This window comes from Dictyobacter halimunensis, assembly GCF_036245075.1.
The window spans coordinates 2,040,819-2,055,956 of record NZ_BSRI01000002.1 but is presented as its reverse complement, the minus strand read 5'-3'; the positions used below and the strand labels follow the sequence as shown (position 1 = coordinate 2,055,956).

The following is a 15,138-nucleotide window of genomic DNA, read 5'->3' as shown; positions in this document are numbered from 1 at the left end:
AGCAAGATATGAGCCATCCCTGACTTTTGTAGAGGTCAGGGATGGCTCATATCTTGCTGCTATCTGTAAGTTGCATACAGCTTACCAGTCGGTGCCGCTTTTATCGATGGGTTTATTGCTCTGCCATTCTTCCGATTGCGGAAGGCGGTCCCAGTTCTGACCTGATTTGGATGTTTCATGGGGACCCGGTAGAGCGCAACGATAATCATCGGACGAGTCGGGTGGCGCGAAATAGATGCCCGAGATGGCCGCGCCGCGCCGGGCATTGCGAGCAACGGGACGCAGGGTGGCACTGACGGTGCGGAAGACGCCGCTGATGGTGAGTGGACTTTCTGGCTCCTCGTCCTCTTCCCAATTGATGGTGGCGCTGGTGGTTGGGATCTGGTAGTTGTGTCCCTCGCGTAGCTTAAAGGCCTCAACGGAGGTACGGAGCTGGCGTACCTGGCGCGCCAGCCGCTCAACATGTTGTGATGCATCCCTGGTATTGGCGCTGCTCTGCTGGGTGGTTTCAGCTACGTTTTCCATAATGTGGACCACCGTGGTCGAGGATTGGAGCTGTTGTGCCACCATCTGGTTGATCATCTCTATCTCTTTCGCCTGGTGTTCGATGGCGGTGAAGATGGATTGCAGCGCGACCCCTGTTTCCTGGGTGAGCTGACTGCCGCTGGTGGTCTCCTTTTCGGTATCCTGCATCGAGATCGCCAGCGTGCCGATCTCTTCGCGGATGCTGCGCACGATGCGCGTGATCAGGTGGGCCTGGTCCTTGGTACGCTCGGCCAGGCGGCGGATATCGGCGGCGACGGCCCCGAAGCCCTTGCCGTTTTCACCGGCCATCGCGGACTGGATGGCGGCGTCCAGGGCCAGTCGGTTGGTCTGGTGAGCGATGCTAGAGATAACCTCGATAACCTCGTCAATCTCGCGTGAGTGGTCGCCCAGGGTGTGAACTTTGCTGGCGGTAATTTGCACGTTGTTATTGATACGCCCCATGCCCTCCATCACCTGCTCGATTGACTCGCGTCCCAGCTGGGTATCCTGGCGGGCGATGTTGGCGACGTCAAACAGCACGCGTGTGCGTTCAGCGACATTGCGGCTGGAGGCCGCCATCTGCTCGATTTCGGCGCTGGCTCGCGCGATCTGTTGCAGCTGATTATTGTCTGTCTCGACCAGCTGGGTCATGCAGTTCAGGATCTTTGAGGTTGAGCTGGCGACCTCGCCGGCCACCGATTTGGCGCGTACCACCAGGCTGCCAAGGGCCTCGATCATATAGTTAAACGAGTCCGCCAGGATGCCCAGTTCACTATCATCGACCTCGGCCTGGACGCATAGATTGCCATCACCTACGCTGCTGACCTCACTGATCAGCTTTTCAACGCGGGCCTGCAGCTTATCGCGTTGCTCTTCCGTTTCCTGGATGAGCCGCACAATGTTGTCGAGCATTGTGTTCATCGATGCTGCCACCAGGTAGATCTCATCGCGGGTGGCGATGGTAGCCCGTGCCCGGGTATCGCCTTTAGCGATTCTGCGCGTCAGTAGCGCCAGTTGATGCAGCGGAATTGTGATCGAGCGATAGGCAAGGTAGCCGATGGCCGTGGTCAAGATGATGGTGCCAAAAATGGCGATCAGGGTCAGAAAAATAATCTGGTGCGCCTGGGTCATGCGCGTTGTCACGATACGCGTGCTGATTGTTTCCGCGATACCGATAACTTCGTCCCATTGATTTTCTAATGGCGTATAGTCAAGATTGGCTTTTGTTATCAGGTCGCGCACCGTGGTTGCGGGCATCTGCTGATTGATCGCTTCCAGAATGCTCGCCTCATCGGCCTGATAGGTGGGCCAGAGGATATGCAGGACCCGGTTCAGATCTTGTTGCTGCTTTAGAGGGAGCATAGGATCGAGGTGACTATATTTCAGTATCCTCTGGGTTGACCACATCTTTGACGCGGTCAATACCTCGTAATTTTTTTGATAATTGTGTGCCTCGGTATCAAAAAGCTTGCTCGTTTGCTGAATCAACTGGATATTCGTCTCCACCTGGGCTTTATCTGCCTGCTGATGGCTCTGATATTGCTCCAGGTATGTGGTGATTAACAAGGCATTGAGATTGGGGAGATACGTGCCTGCCGTGGTGGCGGACTTGAATGCGCTTATATTTAGGCGAATGATCTCACCTCGTTCGGTCTGGCCCTTATAAAAGGTCAGGCCCAGCACAGAGATAATAATGCCGGGTATGACCGTGGTAAGCAGGAACGCCAGCAAGAGACGGCGGGCGATCGGCATTTTTGTTATCAATTTTAGCATTGGTACTTCGGCTCCTCCTCAGACACCAAAAACCTCTCAACATATCCGCACGAAGCAACGCCTGCTAATGCCATCCATGATGATATAAAAATAAGAGTCATGAATGAATTGCAGTCAAAATTCAGTGTACTCGCGATTTCATTTTTACAAAATTTTCGTTACCCCTTAGCCTTTTCTTCCCAATCTAACCATGTATCTAGAGACGTGCTATACTTTTGACAGAAAATTGTGTATGTATTGGTATCACAGGTGCGCAAATGCGCACCTGTGATACCAATACATATAACCAGTGGGAGCGCTCAAGAGCTTTCGCACCTGCGGTGCGTAGCAGCCTAATTTGAGGTGGTGTATGGGGGCGCGAATGCGCCTCTGCTGCACCAACACTAAACATTCAGGCACCACAGTGCTCATAAGTTCATTGTATATTGGTGCATGGGGGCGCATTCGCGCCCCCATGCACCAATATACAAAACAGTGCGGCCGCGCCAGCGGACGCCTGTGCGGAGGCGCTCAAGCATACTAGTAAAAAGAGTGTCTGACACATTGAAGTCGAAGGAGCCTTCTTTTGGAGAACGTTGATATTTCTCGATGGCCATTTCAGAAAGTTTTGATTGCTAATCGTGGCGAGATCGCTCTGCGTGTGATACGGGCGTGCCGCGATCTGGGCCTGCAGAGCGTGGCTGTATATAGTGACGCGGACCGCAATGCCCTGCATGTGCGTATGGCCGATGAGGCCTACCATATTGGTCCGGCGGTGGCGGCGCAGAGTTATTTGAATATCCCAAAATTAATTGAGGTCGCGCAGCGGGCTGGCGCCCAGGCGATCCATCCCGGCTATGGTTTTCTGGCCGAGAACGCGAATTTTGTCGATGCCTGCCAGGAGGCGGGACTGATCTTTATAGGTCCTTCGGCGGCCGCCCAACGCGCTATGGGTGAGAAGACGGCCGCGAGGCGTGCGGCCCAGGCGGCCGGGGTCCCGATCGTGCCCGGTGCCATGACCGACGTGTCCGACGACCAGGAGATCATCAGCAAGGCCGAGGAATTAGGCTATCCCGTGCTGCTCAAGGCGGCCGCCGGTGGTGGTGGTAAAGGTATCCGCCTGGTACGCGAGTCGCGTGACCTTTTGTCCTCATTCCGTACGGCGCGTAGCGAGGCCCAGAGCGCCTTTGGCGATAGCCGGGTCTATATCGAAAAAGCGATTACGCCCGCGCGTCACATCGAGGTCCAGTTCATCGCGGATACCCATGGGAACGTGGTGCACCTGGGAGAGCGTGAGTGTAGCATCCAGCGACGGCATCAGAAATTGATTGAAGAATCGCCATCGCCGATCATGGATGAAGCGCTGCGCGTACGCATGACCGGGGTGACCCTAAACCTGGTGCGTTCCATCCAGTATGTTAACGCCGGTACCGCCGAGTTTCTGGTGGGACCTGACCGCAATTTTTATTTCCTGGAGGTCAACGCGCGCATTCAGGTGGAGCATCCCGTCACCGAATGGTGTACCAGCGTCGACCTGGTGCAGGAGCAGATGCGTGTGGCGGCGGGTCTGCCGCTCTCGTTCAAGCAGGAGGATATTGTGCTGCGCGGGGCCGCGATTGAATGTCGCATCTCGGCGGAAGATCCCGCGAACCGCTTTCTGCCAGCAACCGGGACTGTGCTGGGACTGCAGGAGGCTTCGGGCCCTGGTGTGCGCGTGGATAGCAGTCTGTATGCGGGGCTGCAGGTGCCGCTCTTTTATGATCCTTTGCTGGCAAAGTTAATTGTGTGGGGACGCGATCGCGAGCAGGCGATCACTCGTCTGCGCCGGGCTCTGGATGAATATACCATTGTAGGCGTGCGCACAACACTGCCGTTCGTGCGCTGGTTGGTGGATCATCCACGTTTTGCCAGCGCCGACTTCTCCACAGACTTTATCGCCGAAGAATGGGAGGGGCGACAGAAGGTGGCCGACCTGCGCGTGCAGCCTGCATCAGCCACTAGCGATGGACAGAACGGGTCTACTCCATCCCAGAGCGAGGATCTGTCGCTGGAACAGCTGGCGGCCGTAGTGGCCAGCTTGATGGCTCAAGAGCACCAGGAGAAAGAGCAGGCGCGTCGTCAGCCCGCTACCCAGAGCGCCGCGTCTACCAGCCGCTGGAGCGATATCGCCCGGCGCGATGGCTTGCGTCGCATGTAGCTTTGTGACTCCCGTCACCCTGGGGGCGCTCACGCGCCCCCAGGGTGACGGGAGTCAAATATAAGTGTCTCCGGCGATGCATCGCCGGAGACACTTATATTTTAACGAACGTGGGCGAAGACGCCACTCTCGTTGGGAAGTAGTCCAAGATTATCGACGTTGAAGGGCCAGTAGACCACAACTGCTTTGCCGATGATATTCTGGCGCGGCACCATGCCCCAGGCCCGCGAGTCCGAGCTATTGCCCCGGTTATCACCCATGACAAAGTATTGGCCGGGTCCTAGCACACGCTGCTTGATGGCCGGATAAGGATTGTAGGGATCATCTTTGTTGATGTAATTTTCGTGCAGGACGATGCCGTCTACGCTTACCGTATTTTTGATGATGCTGATGCGGTCGCCGGGGGTGGCGATGATGCGCTTGATATAGTTTTCCTGGGGATCGCGTGGATATTGGAAGACGATGATGTCGCCGCGGGCGGGTCCTTGTAGCAGATAGGCTGCCTTATTGACGAGAATATATTCCTGATCGTGCAGGGTAGGCTCCATGCTGTGGCCATCGATATGAAAATTTTGCAGGGTGACGCGGATGAGCAGAAGCATTAAAAGCACCAGGGTGACAGTTTCCAGAATTTGCCGCAGCCACAAACGTACCAGCATGGAGCGCTCTTTTCGACCCATAGGTATAATCTCCTCGATGAGTGATGCTTATTGTCTGGCGGCTCTCTTTAGCGAATGACATGGGCAAAAAGAGAGGGCGAGTACAATTGTATCATATTCTTAACAAACAATTGTATTCGCCCCTTTTATTGTTTACTTCTCTTCTACTGGTGCGGGTAGCTCGAAAGCAGGAGGCGTTTTACCACGGCGACTGGCTGCCAGTGCCTTCAAACGTTCAACCGCTTCAGGTGGCACGAAGCGTCCACCCAGTGGTGTGGGATGGATGCCTGGACCGTGAAAGTCGGTTCCACCGGTTGGAATCAGATTGTAGCGACTGGCCAGTGAGAGCAGGGCGTCTTCATCCTTGTGCGTATAGGGACCGTAGTAGGTTTCCAGTCCCACCAGCCCGGCTTTTTGCAGGCCAGGCAGCCATCGCTGCAGTTCATCCAATCCTGGCACGGTGATGGGATGGGCCATGACGGCCAACCCGTTGGCACTGTTGATCAGGTGAACCGCCTCTTCGGGTGTCAGCTTGTAGCGTGGCACGTAGGCGGGGCAGCCCTTGCCAATATATTTGTCAAAGGCCTCAGGGATGGACTGCACATAGCCGGCTTCCATCAGCGCCTTGGCTACATGGGGACGACCGACGGCACCCTGGGCCAATTCGCGTACACGATCCCAGGAAATGTTGATCCCTTCTTCGTTAAGGAGCTCAACCATGCGCTGACCACGGCGGACGCGTGCATCGCGCAAGGTTTTCAGGATGGACTGAAACTCAGGTCGCTGATATTCCAGGTAGTAGCCCAGCACATGGATCTCGCTACGATCCACGTCGGCGTTGAGCTCGATGCCCGGAATAAATTCAATCCCCAGTCTCTGGGCGGCCTCGCTGGCCTCGACGATCCCCTCTGTACTATCATGGTCGGTCAGCGCCAGCACTTTCAAGCCCGCCTGCTGAGCCTGCTGTAAGAGGTCCGTTGGACTGTAGAGGCCATCGGATGCGGTTGAATGGGTATGCAGATCAATTGTATTTGCCATGTATACCTGTTCCCTGTCTATCTTGCATAATCGACGGAGCGCGTCTCGCGTACCACGCACACTTTGATCTGGCCCGGATAATCCAGGTCCTCCTCGATCTTGTGCGCGATATCTCCGGCCAGGCGGATGGCGGCGTATTCATCGACCTCTTCCGGCTTGACGATGATGCGCACCTCGCGGCCAGCCTGGATAGCAAACGATTTCTCCACGCCGGTGAAAGAGTTGGCGATATGCTCGAGAGCTTCCAGACGCTTGATATAGAGATCGATCGTTTCGCGCCTCGCCCCTGGTCGGGCCGCCGAGATCGCGTCGGCCGCCTGCACGATCGCTGCCTCTAACGTCTGGGGCTCAGTCTCGGTGGCGTGGTGAGCGACCATGGCATGGACGATTTTCGGCGACTTGCCAAAGCGGCGGGCGATTTCACCACCGATGATCGCGTGCGGACCCTCGACCTCCTGGTCGATGGCTTTACCCATATCGTGGAGCAGGGCGGCCGTCTTACAGACGTTGACGTCCGCTCCCAGTTCGTGGGCCATCGTCGCCGCAAGGATCGATACCTCTACCGAGTGCGCGAGCACGTTTTGACCATAACTGGTGCGAAAGTGCAGGCGACCCAGAATCTTGAGCAGCTCTGGCTGCAGTCCGTGGACGTTCGCCTCCAGGGCCGCGTTCTCGCCTGCTTCGCGCACAATCAAATCTACTTCCTGCCGCGCCTTCGCCACCACATCTTCAATGCGAGCGGGATGGATACGCCCGTCCATGATTAACTTTGTCAATGCAACCCGGGCAATTTCTCTCCGTACCGGATCAAATCCGGACAGGATAACCGCTTCTGGGGTGTCGTCGATGATCAGGTCGACGCCGGTAGCCGCCTCCAGGGCGCGGATATTGCGACCCTCGCGACCGATGATACGTCCCTTCATCTCATCGTTCGGCAGCGGCACCACCGAGACGACCGCTTCCGCCACCTGGTCGGAGGCGCAGCGCTGAATCGCGAGTGTGATAATCTCACGCGCCTTTGCGTCGGCTTCTTCGCGTGCCTGCTCTTCAATATGGCGAACGCGATGGTAGGCTTCGGTACGAACCTGCTGTTCTATGCGACTGAGCAACAGTTCTTTTGCCTGTTCCTCAGTTAATTTGGCAATGCGTTCTAGCTCTGTGGTTTGTTTGCGCTTCTCTTCCTCAAGCTCTTCACGAGTTTGGTCGAGGGCGCGTTCCCTGTTCGCCAGCTTGCGCTCCTTCGTCTCTAGAGCATCAAGTTTACGCTCCAGATTCTCTTCTTTCTGTTGGATGCGCCGCTCCTGGCGTTGTATCTCTGCGCGTCTCTCCGCGTTCTCGCGTTCGATCGCGGTGCGGATGCTCGCCGTCTCATCGCGTGCTTCCCTGAGAGCGATACTTTGTTGTTCTTGCGCCGAGAGGAGGCGCTGTTCGCTCGCTTCCCTGAGGGCGCGCAACTTTTCCTCATAGGATGCTTTGTTGCGCGAAGATCCCAGCGAGATACCTACCCAGAGTGCGATGAGGGCTCCTCCTAAAACCAGAAGAAGAGCAAGACCGGCCCAGACGAAAATATTTGACACGTCGGCCTACCTCCAATGATAAAGACGATCAGGCCTATAAAGGCTCGAAAATGACTATTTGGTGCAACTTAGATGTTTTTTAGCTGTGTTCCATAGGCAAGATGCACTATGTGCCATAGCATACTATATAAGAGTGTTAACTATACGTCAATAAGAAGGCTTTGATGAACTGCAAAAATGCGTGGTAGAAGTATCTGGTTATTCGAGCTGCTGTGCGTCGGTACGGATAGCCTTTCCAGAATTTTTGCAATATATCTACCTTCTATTTTGTCATGAAATGCGTTTTATTGCCATGGGTAAAATTAATTTCATATTTCAATGTTTGTATCCCTTGTTTTTTCGTACTAATTACTGACAAACCATACTATCCCTGCTGACTACCGTGGGTGCTCCGGATCACATAGCCCAGAGCACCTTGAACATTTGAAAGGCCAGAAACGCCATCAGTGGCGTGGCGAAGAGTAGATAGGCCTGGTGAACCCAGGGGTATCGTCCCAGGCGAGCCAATATAAGGAAGCCGGGTATACAGAGCAGAGCTGTGTATTGTATCGCCGGCAATGGATCGTACTGATTAAAGGGCTGGCCTGGTTGATTGGGCACCAGCAACGCATACACGATGACTAGTATCCCAAAGACCTGTAGCGGCCAGAAGCTCCGGGCCAGCTTTTCACGTCCGACAAAACCCATAATCAATAGAGCAATCATTCCAAGCAGGAGCAGCAACTCGAAGAGTGCGTGGGTGGCGGCATATGTATACGGTGAGCCGCTAAAAAGCGTACGAATAGCAGTGGCCGGGCCCGCTAAAAACCCGATCCTGGGAGCGCCTGGGCGCGGGTGTAAGAAAATGAGTCCATCATGGAAGGGTTTTTTGAGCGCATAGCCGTATACGATCAATCCAACCGGGATCAAGAGCGCGGCGATCAATGGTAGCAATGCGCGTAGCTTCGCGTTTCGGTCCTGCTCCGCCTGGCGTAGTTGTGGCAGCTGCTGCCGAAAAAACTCGCACAGAAAAACGATAAACAGGCAGATACCCAGTAGATCGGTCAACGCGGCCAGCCCTCCGATACAGCCGGCTAACCACCAGGAACGTCGGCGCAACAGATAGAGGCAGAGCAGCGTTAAAAAGAGGAAGAGGGCGCTATTGTAAGCGGTAAAGAAAAATAAGGCGGTCGGAAAGATCGCCAGGTAGAGCATACAGCGTCTGGCCATGCTGGCATCAAACTCTGGTTCGATCAGCAGGTAAAGTACGGTGAGCGCGCCGAAAAAGGCCAGGTTTGAGATAATCATGCCGGCCAGCAAAATATCCATGTGCAGGGGAGCGCTGACGACATGTACAATAGTGGGATAGAGCGGAAAAAACGCTGTGTAGCTGGGATCAACATATCCCTGCGTGGCGATGGTCAGGTTGCGCGTTGCATCCCAGTGATACCAGTTATAGAGGATATTCTGGACGCTGAAGGCAAAGGACGATGGACCCTGGGCGTTGAAAAGAATGCCACCAAAGTAGGTGAGCACGAGCAGTAAGAGGCGCGTCACCAGAAAGACTGGCAGGGCTGCCAGGGCCGCCTTGCGCCAGGAGACCAGGGAGGCTCGCCATGTATGTTGCAGATCCTCAGGGTCTACAGAGGTTGTTGTATCTGTTGTTTCTTGTGCTTGCATACAAGATTAAACTCCTATTGGATCGATTATTATCGGTTGTGTTCCGCAATTAATTATACGAGTATACAAGAAATAGCAACGGTTGTCATCTCACAAATGAAGGAGTTGCAAATGAGCTCAACACATTCTTCCGCTCCATTACAAACTACACATGTTGTTACATGCTTCCTGCAACGGACGGATGGTCCGCATACGCGTATTCTGCTGGTTCAGCGCAGCCAGCGTGTTGGCAGCTATCATGCGCATTGGGCAGGTATCAGTGGTTTTGTAGAGGCTAATGTGTCTCCTGATGAACAGGCATATGTTGAGATCGGGGAAGAGACCGGGTTGCGGCGCGACCAGGTCCATATGCTGCGGCGAGGGACAGTGGTTGAGCACGTGGATGAAGAGCTGGGACGTCACTTTTATGTCCACCCCTTCCTCTTCCACGTCCTGGCACCCGACGAGATCAAGACCGACTGGGAGGCTGTCGATATGCGCTGGATCGAACCCGATGAATTATCCGGCTACGAAACCGTCCCCAAACTCAAAGAAGCCTACGTCTCTGCCCTCCTCGGCGAAGAAATCGCCTAAGTTAAAAAAGTCAATCGTGCAAACATCGGGTGCCAAGCACCCGATGTTTGCACGATTGACTTTTTTAACTTATTATTTACCCTGGAAGTGCGCCTGGCGCTTTTCTATAAAAGCGCGCATCCCTTCGCGCATATCTTCGGTCGCGAAGAGCAAGAAAAAGTTTTTACGCTCTATATCTAAGCCTTCTTCCAGCGAGGTTTCAAACGCGCTGAGCACCGCCTCTTTCGCCATGCGTACCGCGATCGGCGCCTGGCCGGCGATCTTGTTGGCCAGCTTACGCGCCTCGTTCATCAGCTCGCTTTGGGGAACGACGTGGTTGACCAGGCCAAGACTTTCAAGTTCTTTCGCGTTGATGGGCGAGCCTGTCAGCACAATCTCCATCGTACGATACTTGCCCAGAGTACGGGCCAGGCGTTGTGTGCCGCCCGCGCCTGGAATGACGCCGATCAGGATCTCCGGCTGCCCAAAGCGGGCGTTCTCGGAGGCGAGGATGATATCGCAATGCATAGCCAGCTCACAGCCGCCGCCCAATGCATAGCCATTTACCGCCGCGATTACCGGCGTATGAATCTTACGGATGCGCCCCCAGGATTCGAAGCCTCCCAGCAGCATGTCGATCGGGGATTTATCGGCCATCTCCTTGATGTCGGCGCCCGCGGCGAAGGCCTTCTCGCCAGAGCCGGTCAGGATGATACAACCAATCGCTTCATCGCGATCGAATTCCTCCAGCGCATCGGCCAGTTCATTGACCAATTGGAAGTTCAGAGCATTCAGCTCCTTGGGCCGATTTAGCGTAATAATGCCCACTTTCTCTTCGCGCTCAACGAGGATTGAGGTGTATTCTGCCATATCTTGCAATTCTCCTTAAATGTAAGGTCATATTATGGATTAGCTTTTGCTAGTATATCATCCTCGTGGGTATCCCTTATAATCGTTAACATACAGCGGGGAGGTGCAGGTGGGGCAACAAGCCCCACCTGCACCTCCCCGCTGTATGTTAACGATTATGCGAATGCTTAACCTAGAGCCATGAACATGTAGCAATTGTAGCGGACGGCGCGCTCAAGATCCGCCAATCGGATGTGTTCGTTGGGGGCGTGGGCCCCGCTGCCCCAGTAGCCGACGTTGCCGGGGGCGCTCAGGCCGGGCATACCAACGTGCCGCTTCAACGCATCCAGCAGTGGCAGCGAACCGCCGACGATCGGCGAGATACTGGCCGGCTTGTCGGCGAAGGTTTCGGCGATGTCGCGGATCTTTTGCACAAACGGATCATCGATCGGCGTTACCACAGGATTAGCTGCGCCCAGCACGGTCAGGTTGATGTCGTCGTAGCCCTGCTCGTGCAGGTAGCCGCGCAGCTGCCGCAGGATCTCATGTGGATCCTGGTCAGGCACCAGTCTGAAATCGATCTTAGCCATGGCTTTAGCCGGTAGAACTGTTTTGACCCCATCTCCGGTGTAGCCACTGTTGAGGCCGGCGATATTGCAGGTGGGAGCGAAGGCCACGCGCTCACGCAGGGCGACGCCGCTCAGTCCATCAACAAAGTTCTCTACCTGGTGGGCCTGCTTTAACTGCTCATCCTTATTCTTCTGCTGCATGATGGCCGCCAACTGTTCCTCAGTGGGAGGTCTGACCGCCGCGTAAAAGCCGGGGATGCGCACCTGTCCGGCAGGCGTACGCAGGCTGGCCAGAGCCTGGACCAGGCGCCAGGCGGCGCTAGGGAGGATCGGAGCCTGGCCCGAGTGGGCATCGATTCCCACCCCCTGCACATCCAGCTGCACGTAGAGCAGTCCCTTGGTTCCCAGGTTCAATGAAGGATTGCCATCGTCTGTGAAGCCAGCGCCCTCCCAGAGGCAGCCGTCTGCTTGTAAAAGCTCGCTATATTTCTCGGCGATCTCCTCAAAGTGGGGACTGCCGATCTCTTCTTCGCCTTCGATGATCCAGCGCAGCGTAACGGGCAGTTCGCCATAGGTAGCGCGTAACGCCCGAATCGCCGCCAGGCGGGCCGCGATCTCTCCTTTGTTGTCGACGGCGCCACGAGCGAAAAATTTGCCTTCGCGTATCGTTGGCTCAAAGGGCGCACTCTGCCAGAGCTCCAGCGGCTCCGCGGGCTGGACATCATAGTGGTTGTAGAGCAGTATCGTATAGGGGCCGCTGCCGCGCAACTCACCATAGACGGCGTCCGGCGCCTGAGAGGTATAGTGGAGGCGTTGAGTCTGAAAGCCGCTTTCAGCGAGCAGGCGTTCAGTCAGTTCGGTCATGGCCTCAATGCCATAGTTCTGGGCCGCGATACTGGGCTGTTTACAGAGCTGCGTGAGCAGATCAACGGCTTCATCCGCATGATCTGCCAGGTACGTGGTTGGAAGTTCAGGAGTAGAGGGCATCATGCGCCTTTCTTTCTTTGGATAATGATGGGCTACGGCATCAGCCATAACCCATCACTATAACTTCTTCCATACGTTGACTGGAGGAGAGAAGAGCCTGCAATAATTCATGCAAAGCAGGTATTGTGTGGGAGGTGCAGGAGGGCCGGTGAGGCCCTCCTGCCGGGGTGCGGGGTGTCCCCGCTTTATCTTCTCCCCCTTTTTCCCGCCGTAGGCGGGAATACAGTTAAAAGTATTATGCCATCTTCTGGAGGAAGCTCGCAACCGTGCGAATCCCATTAAAGAATTGCTGCAGCGAGTATTTCTCGTTGGGGGCGTGCAGATTGTCGTCAGGGAGCCCAAAGCCCATCAGCACGACCGGGACGTTGAGCACCTCATCAAAGAGGGCCGCGATAGGCACGGATCCGCCCTCACGCAGGTAGACCGGCGGGGTGCGGTAGACCTCTTCCAGGGCGGCGGAGGCGGCCTTCATGACTGGCGAATCCGTTGAGACCAGCACCCCTTCTCCACCGTGCAGGTTGACGACTTCGACACTGACGCCGGACGGAGCAGCATCTTTGACGGTCTGCTCGAAGAGCTTGAAGACCTCTTTTGACTTGAGATCCGGTGGCAGGCGCATGCTGATCTTGGCCTTGGCGACGGCGGGGATAACGGTCTTGGCGCCATCGCCCGTGAAGCCGCCGACGATGCCGTGGACCTCGAGGGTAGGACGCGCGCTGACGCGCTCCAGTGGGGGATATTCAAGTTCGCCCGAGAGCTGTGAGACACCCATCTCGCGCAGGAACGCCTCATCCATATGCAGCGGGTCCTGCTCCCAGAAGGATTTTTCTTCGTGAGAAGCCTTGCGCACGTGGTCGTAGAGGCCCGGAATATGGATGTGTCCATCGGCGTCTTTGAGGCGGCTGATGATAATAGATAAGGCGTGCAAAGGATTGGGCGCAACACCGCCATAGGTGCCTGAATGCAGATCCTGTTTGGCGCCCTGCACGATCACCTCGGTATAGATGATGCCGCGCAGACCTGTAATCAGAGCGGGCACCTCGGGTGAGGGCATGTGCGTATCACAGATGAACGCGGCATCACAGCCCAGGCGCTCGGGGTAGGTCTTGATGTAGTGCTCGATGGATTCACCACCGGCTTCTTCTTCACCCTCGATCAGGACCTTAACGTTGACGGGAAGAGTGCCGTTGACCTTGAACAGCGTTTCTAGCGCCTTCAAGACTACCATGACCTGCCCCTTGTCGTCGGCAGCCCCGCGGCTATAGATATTGCCGTTACGGATGCTGGGCTCAAAAGGAGCGCTATCCCATAGCTCGATGGGATCGACTGGCTGCACATCATAATGGCCATAGATAAGCAGGGTTGGTTTGTTGCTGGCCTGCAGCCACTCTCCATAAACCAGGGGATGGCCCTTGGTTTGAATGAGCTCGGCGTGTTCGATGCCCAGGCGCTTTAACTGCTCGACCGCGTATTCGGCGGCGCGCTGCACATCGCCCGCATGTTCCGGTAGCGTGCTGATGCTGGGAATTCGTAGCCAGGACTTCAGATCCTCCAGAAACTGGCTCTCATGTCCCTGGATATACGTTTCAATCTGGTTCATAAGCACTGCCTTTCATATATGCGTCTTTTGGGCTATGGTAGCAGGGCTGTTGAGGATTGTCCAGTGCAGATGCTGCCTTTAAATGTTTTCAATCCTGGTCTTCAGGCGTCCCCATCCATAGCCAGGAACTCTGTTTCGAATTGTTGCCAGGTGCGCATTTCCGCCAGGCGAGTATCGATCTGTTGCCTCTGCCCCGATCCTTCCGATAAAAGAGCCGCTACCCGCTGTTTGAAGGTGGCCAGGTATTTTCTCTGCTCATCGGGAGCGGGCATCAGATGGAGATAAATGCGATGCGCCTCATAAAATTCCTGACTGTCAAAGACAATGGCCAGCAGGTCTGCATAGCACTGCGCTACGGCATGGCGCTCGGGCGTGAAATAGTTGGCCTGCAGGCTTGAAACTGTCAGGCAGCCAGCGATCTGGCTGGAACGCTGGATTGGATAGGCGGCCGCGCTGACATTGTGTAGGCCCGCCGTACCGTTTACCGTATACGTAGCCTGTTCGGAGTCGTATGGATGGAGCGCCACCACTTTGTGCATAGTGACCGCCTGGCCGGACAGCGATTCCACTCCCTGCAGGACCGCCTGCGATTCTAGATTATTTTTCCAGGGGGGAGATCCCTGTCCGTAGCATTCCAACAGGCTATATATCTTGCCATCGGCCTGCGGCGGCATGCAGCGCACGATACGTAGCGCCATCCCCTGGCGCTGTGGATCCAGGTGCGTCAGCGCTTGCTGAATGATCAGGCTTGCAAGCGTCCAAAATCGAATACCCGCGGGCACGGTACTGCTGCCATTGAGCACATTGGCATAGAACGCTGATGGAATGTCTATCTCATCAGATCTCATAACCCATCCATCCTTTCTGGCTTGCCACTTGCTTCGACTCCTTTTTCTGCCTGGGTCTATATGTACTATCAAGCATAATGAGCCATGTTAATGTGGTCAATTAAGAAGATATTAGTTTTATTTAGCAGTACTTATATGCATGGTAATATATGTAATTACACATTGGGTATATGGCCTATGGGTCGCAAAAAAATCAGATAAGTTCATTATACCCGCTTTTGAACTGACAATGATTATTCCTTGTTGATAAGATGCACTTTGTGAGGCTCTTGTAAGGATATTGTGAGGAGTTCAAAGGTCCCGGTGATCTGGAGGGAATAGCTCCG

General features: G+C 55.2%; 11 protein-coding genes. 2 read left to right on the top strand and 9 right to left on the bottom strand.

The annotated features are described in order from the left end of the window. Nucleotides 1-81: 81 nt before the first annotated feature. Nucleotides 82-2,298 (bottom strand): methyl-accepting chemotaxis protein, encoded by a 2,217-nt coding sequence (locus tag AABA21_RS22550; RefSeq protein WP_338253852.1) that lies wholly within the window; start codon nucleotides 2,296-2,298, stop codon nucleotides 82-84. A 565-nt stretch (nucleotides 2,299-2,863) separates the two neighbouring features. On the opposite strand from AABA21_RS22550, the gene AABA21_RS22545 reads away from it, so the two are divergent. Continuing rightward, the gene (locus tag AABA21_RS22545; RefSeq protein WP_338253850.1) at nucleotides 2,864-4,474 is read left to right on the top strand and encodes an acetyl-CoA carboxylase biotin carboxylase subunit; all 1,611 of its coding nucleotides are present in this window, start codon (nucleotides 2,864-2,866) and stop codon (nucleotides 4,472-4,474) included. A gap of 101 nt (nucleotides 4,475-4,575) precedes the next feature. On the opposite strand, the gene lepB is transcribed toward AABA21_RS22545, so the two are convergent. The 4 genes from lepB to AABA21_RS22525 form a co-directional block, all read right to left on the bottom strand. Continuing rightward, complete coding sequence (lepB, locus tag AABA21_RS22540; RefSeq protein ID WP_338253849.1) at nucleotides 4,576-5,154, bottom strand: signal peptidase I; 579 nt, start codon at nucleotides 5,152-5,154, stop codon at nucleotides 4,576-4,578. A 132-nt stretch (nucleotides 5,155-5,286) separates the two neighbouring features. Next, nucleotides 5,287-6,171 (bottom strand): PHP domain-containing protein, encoded by an 885-nt coding sequence (locus AABA21_RS22535; protein WP_338253848.1) that lies wholly within the window; start codon nucleotides 6,169-6,171, stop codon nucleotides 5,287-5,289. Nucleotides 6,172-6,188: 17 nt separating this feature from the next. After that, nucleotides 6,189-7,748 (bottom strand): ribonuclease Y, encoded by a 1,560-nt coding sequence (gene rny / locus AABA21_RS22530; protein ID WP_338253846.1) that lies wholly within the window; start codon nucleotides 7,746-7,748, stop codon nucleotides 6,189-6,191. Between the two features lie 396 nt (nucleotides 7,749-8,144). Beyond that, nucleotides 8,145-9,407, bottom strand: a complete 1,263-nt coding sequence (locus AABA21_RS22525) for a mannosyltransferase family protein (RefSeq protein WP_338253844.1) — start codon at nucleotides 9,405-9,407, stop codon at nucleotides 8,145-8,147. Nucleotides 9,408-9,518: 111 nt separating this feature from the next. Between AABA21_RS22525 and AABA21_RS22520 the strand changes: the two genes are divergently transcribed. Then, a complete protein-coding gene (locus tag AABA21_RS22520; protein ID WP_338253842.1) occupies nucleotides 9,519-9,980 on the top strand; it encodes an NUDIX domain-containing protein in 462 nt (153 codons plus the stop codon). 72 nt (nucleotides 9,981-10,052) lie between these two features. Here the strand turns inward: AABA21_RS22520 and AABA21_RS22515 are convergent, their stop codons facing one another. The 4 genes from AABA21_RS22515 to AABA21_RS22500 all read right to left on the bottom strand — a co-directional run bounded on the left by AABA21_RS22515 (nucleotide 10,053) and on the right by AABA21_RS22500 (nucleotide 14,812). Then, entirely contained in the window at nucleotides 10,053-10,829 is a 777-nt protein-coding gene (locus AABA21_RS22515) for an enoyl-CoA hydratase-related protein (RefSeq protein ID WP_338253841.1), read from the bottom strand. Nucleotides 10,830-10,996: 167 nt separating this feature from the next. Further along, nucleotides 10,997-12,412: a M20/M25/M40 family metallo-hydrolase gene (locus AABA21_RS22510; RefSeq protein ID WP_338253840.1), complete on the bottom strand. Its 1,416-nt coding sequence runs from the start codon at nucleotides 12,410-12,412 to the stop codon at nucleotides 10,997-10,999. Between the two features lie 187 nt (nucleotides 12,413-12,599). Continuing rightward, a complete protein-coding gene (locus AABA21_RS22505) occupies nucleotides 12,600-13,964 on the bottom strand; it encodes a dipeptidase (protein ID WP_338253837.1) in 1,365 nt (454 codons plus the stop codon). A 101-nt stretch (nucleotides 13,965-14,065) separates the two neighbouring features. Further along, nucleotides 14,066-14,812 (bottom strand): hypothetical protein, encoded by a 747-nt coding sequence (locus AABA21_RS22500; RefSeq protein ID WP_338253834.1) that lies wholly within the window; start codon nucleotides 14,810-14,812, stop codon nucleotides 14,066-14,068. Nucleotides 14,813-15,138 lie beyond the last annotated feature (326 nt).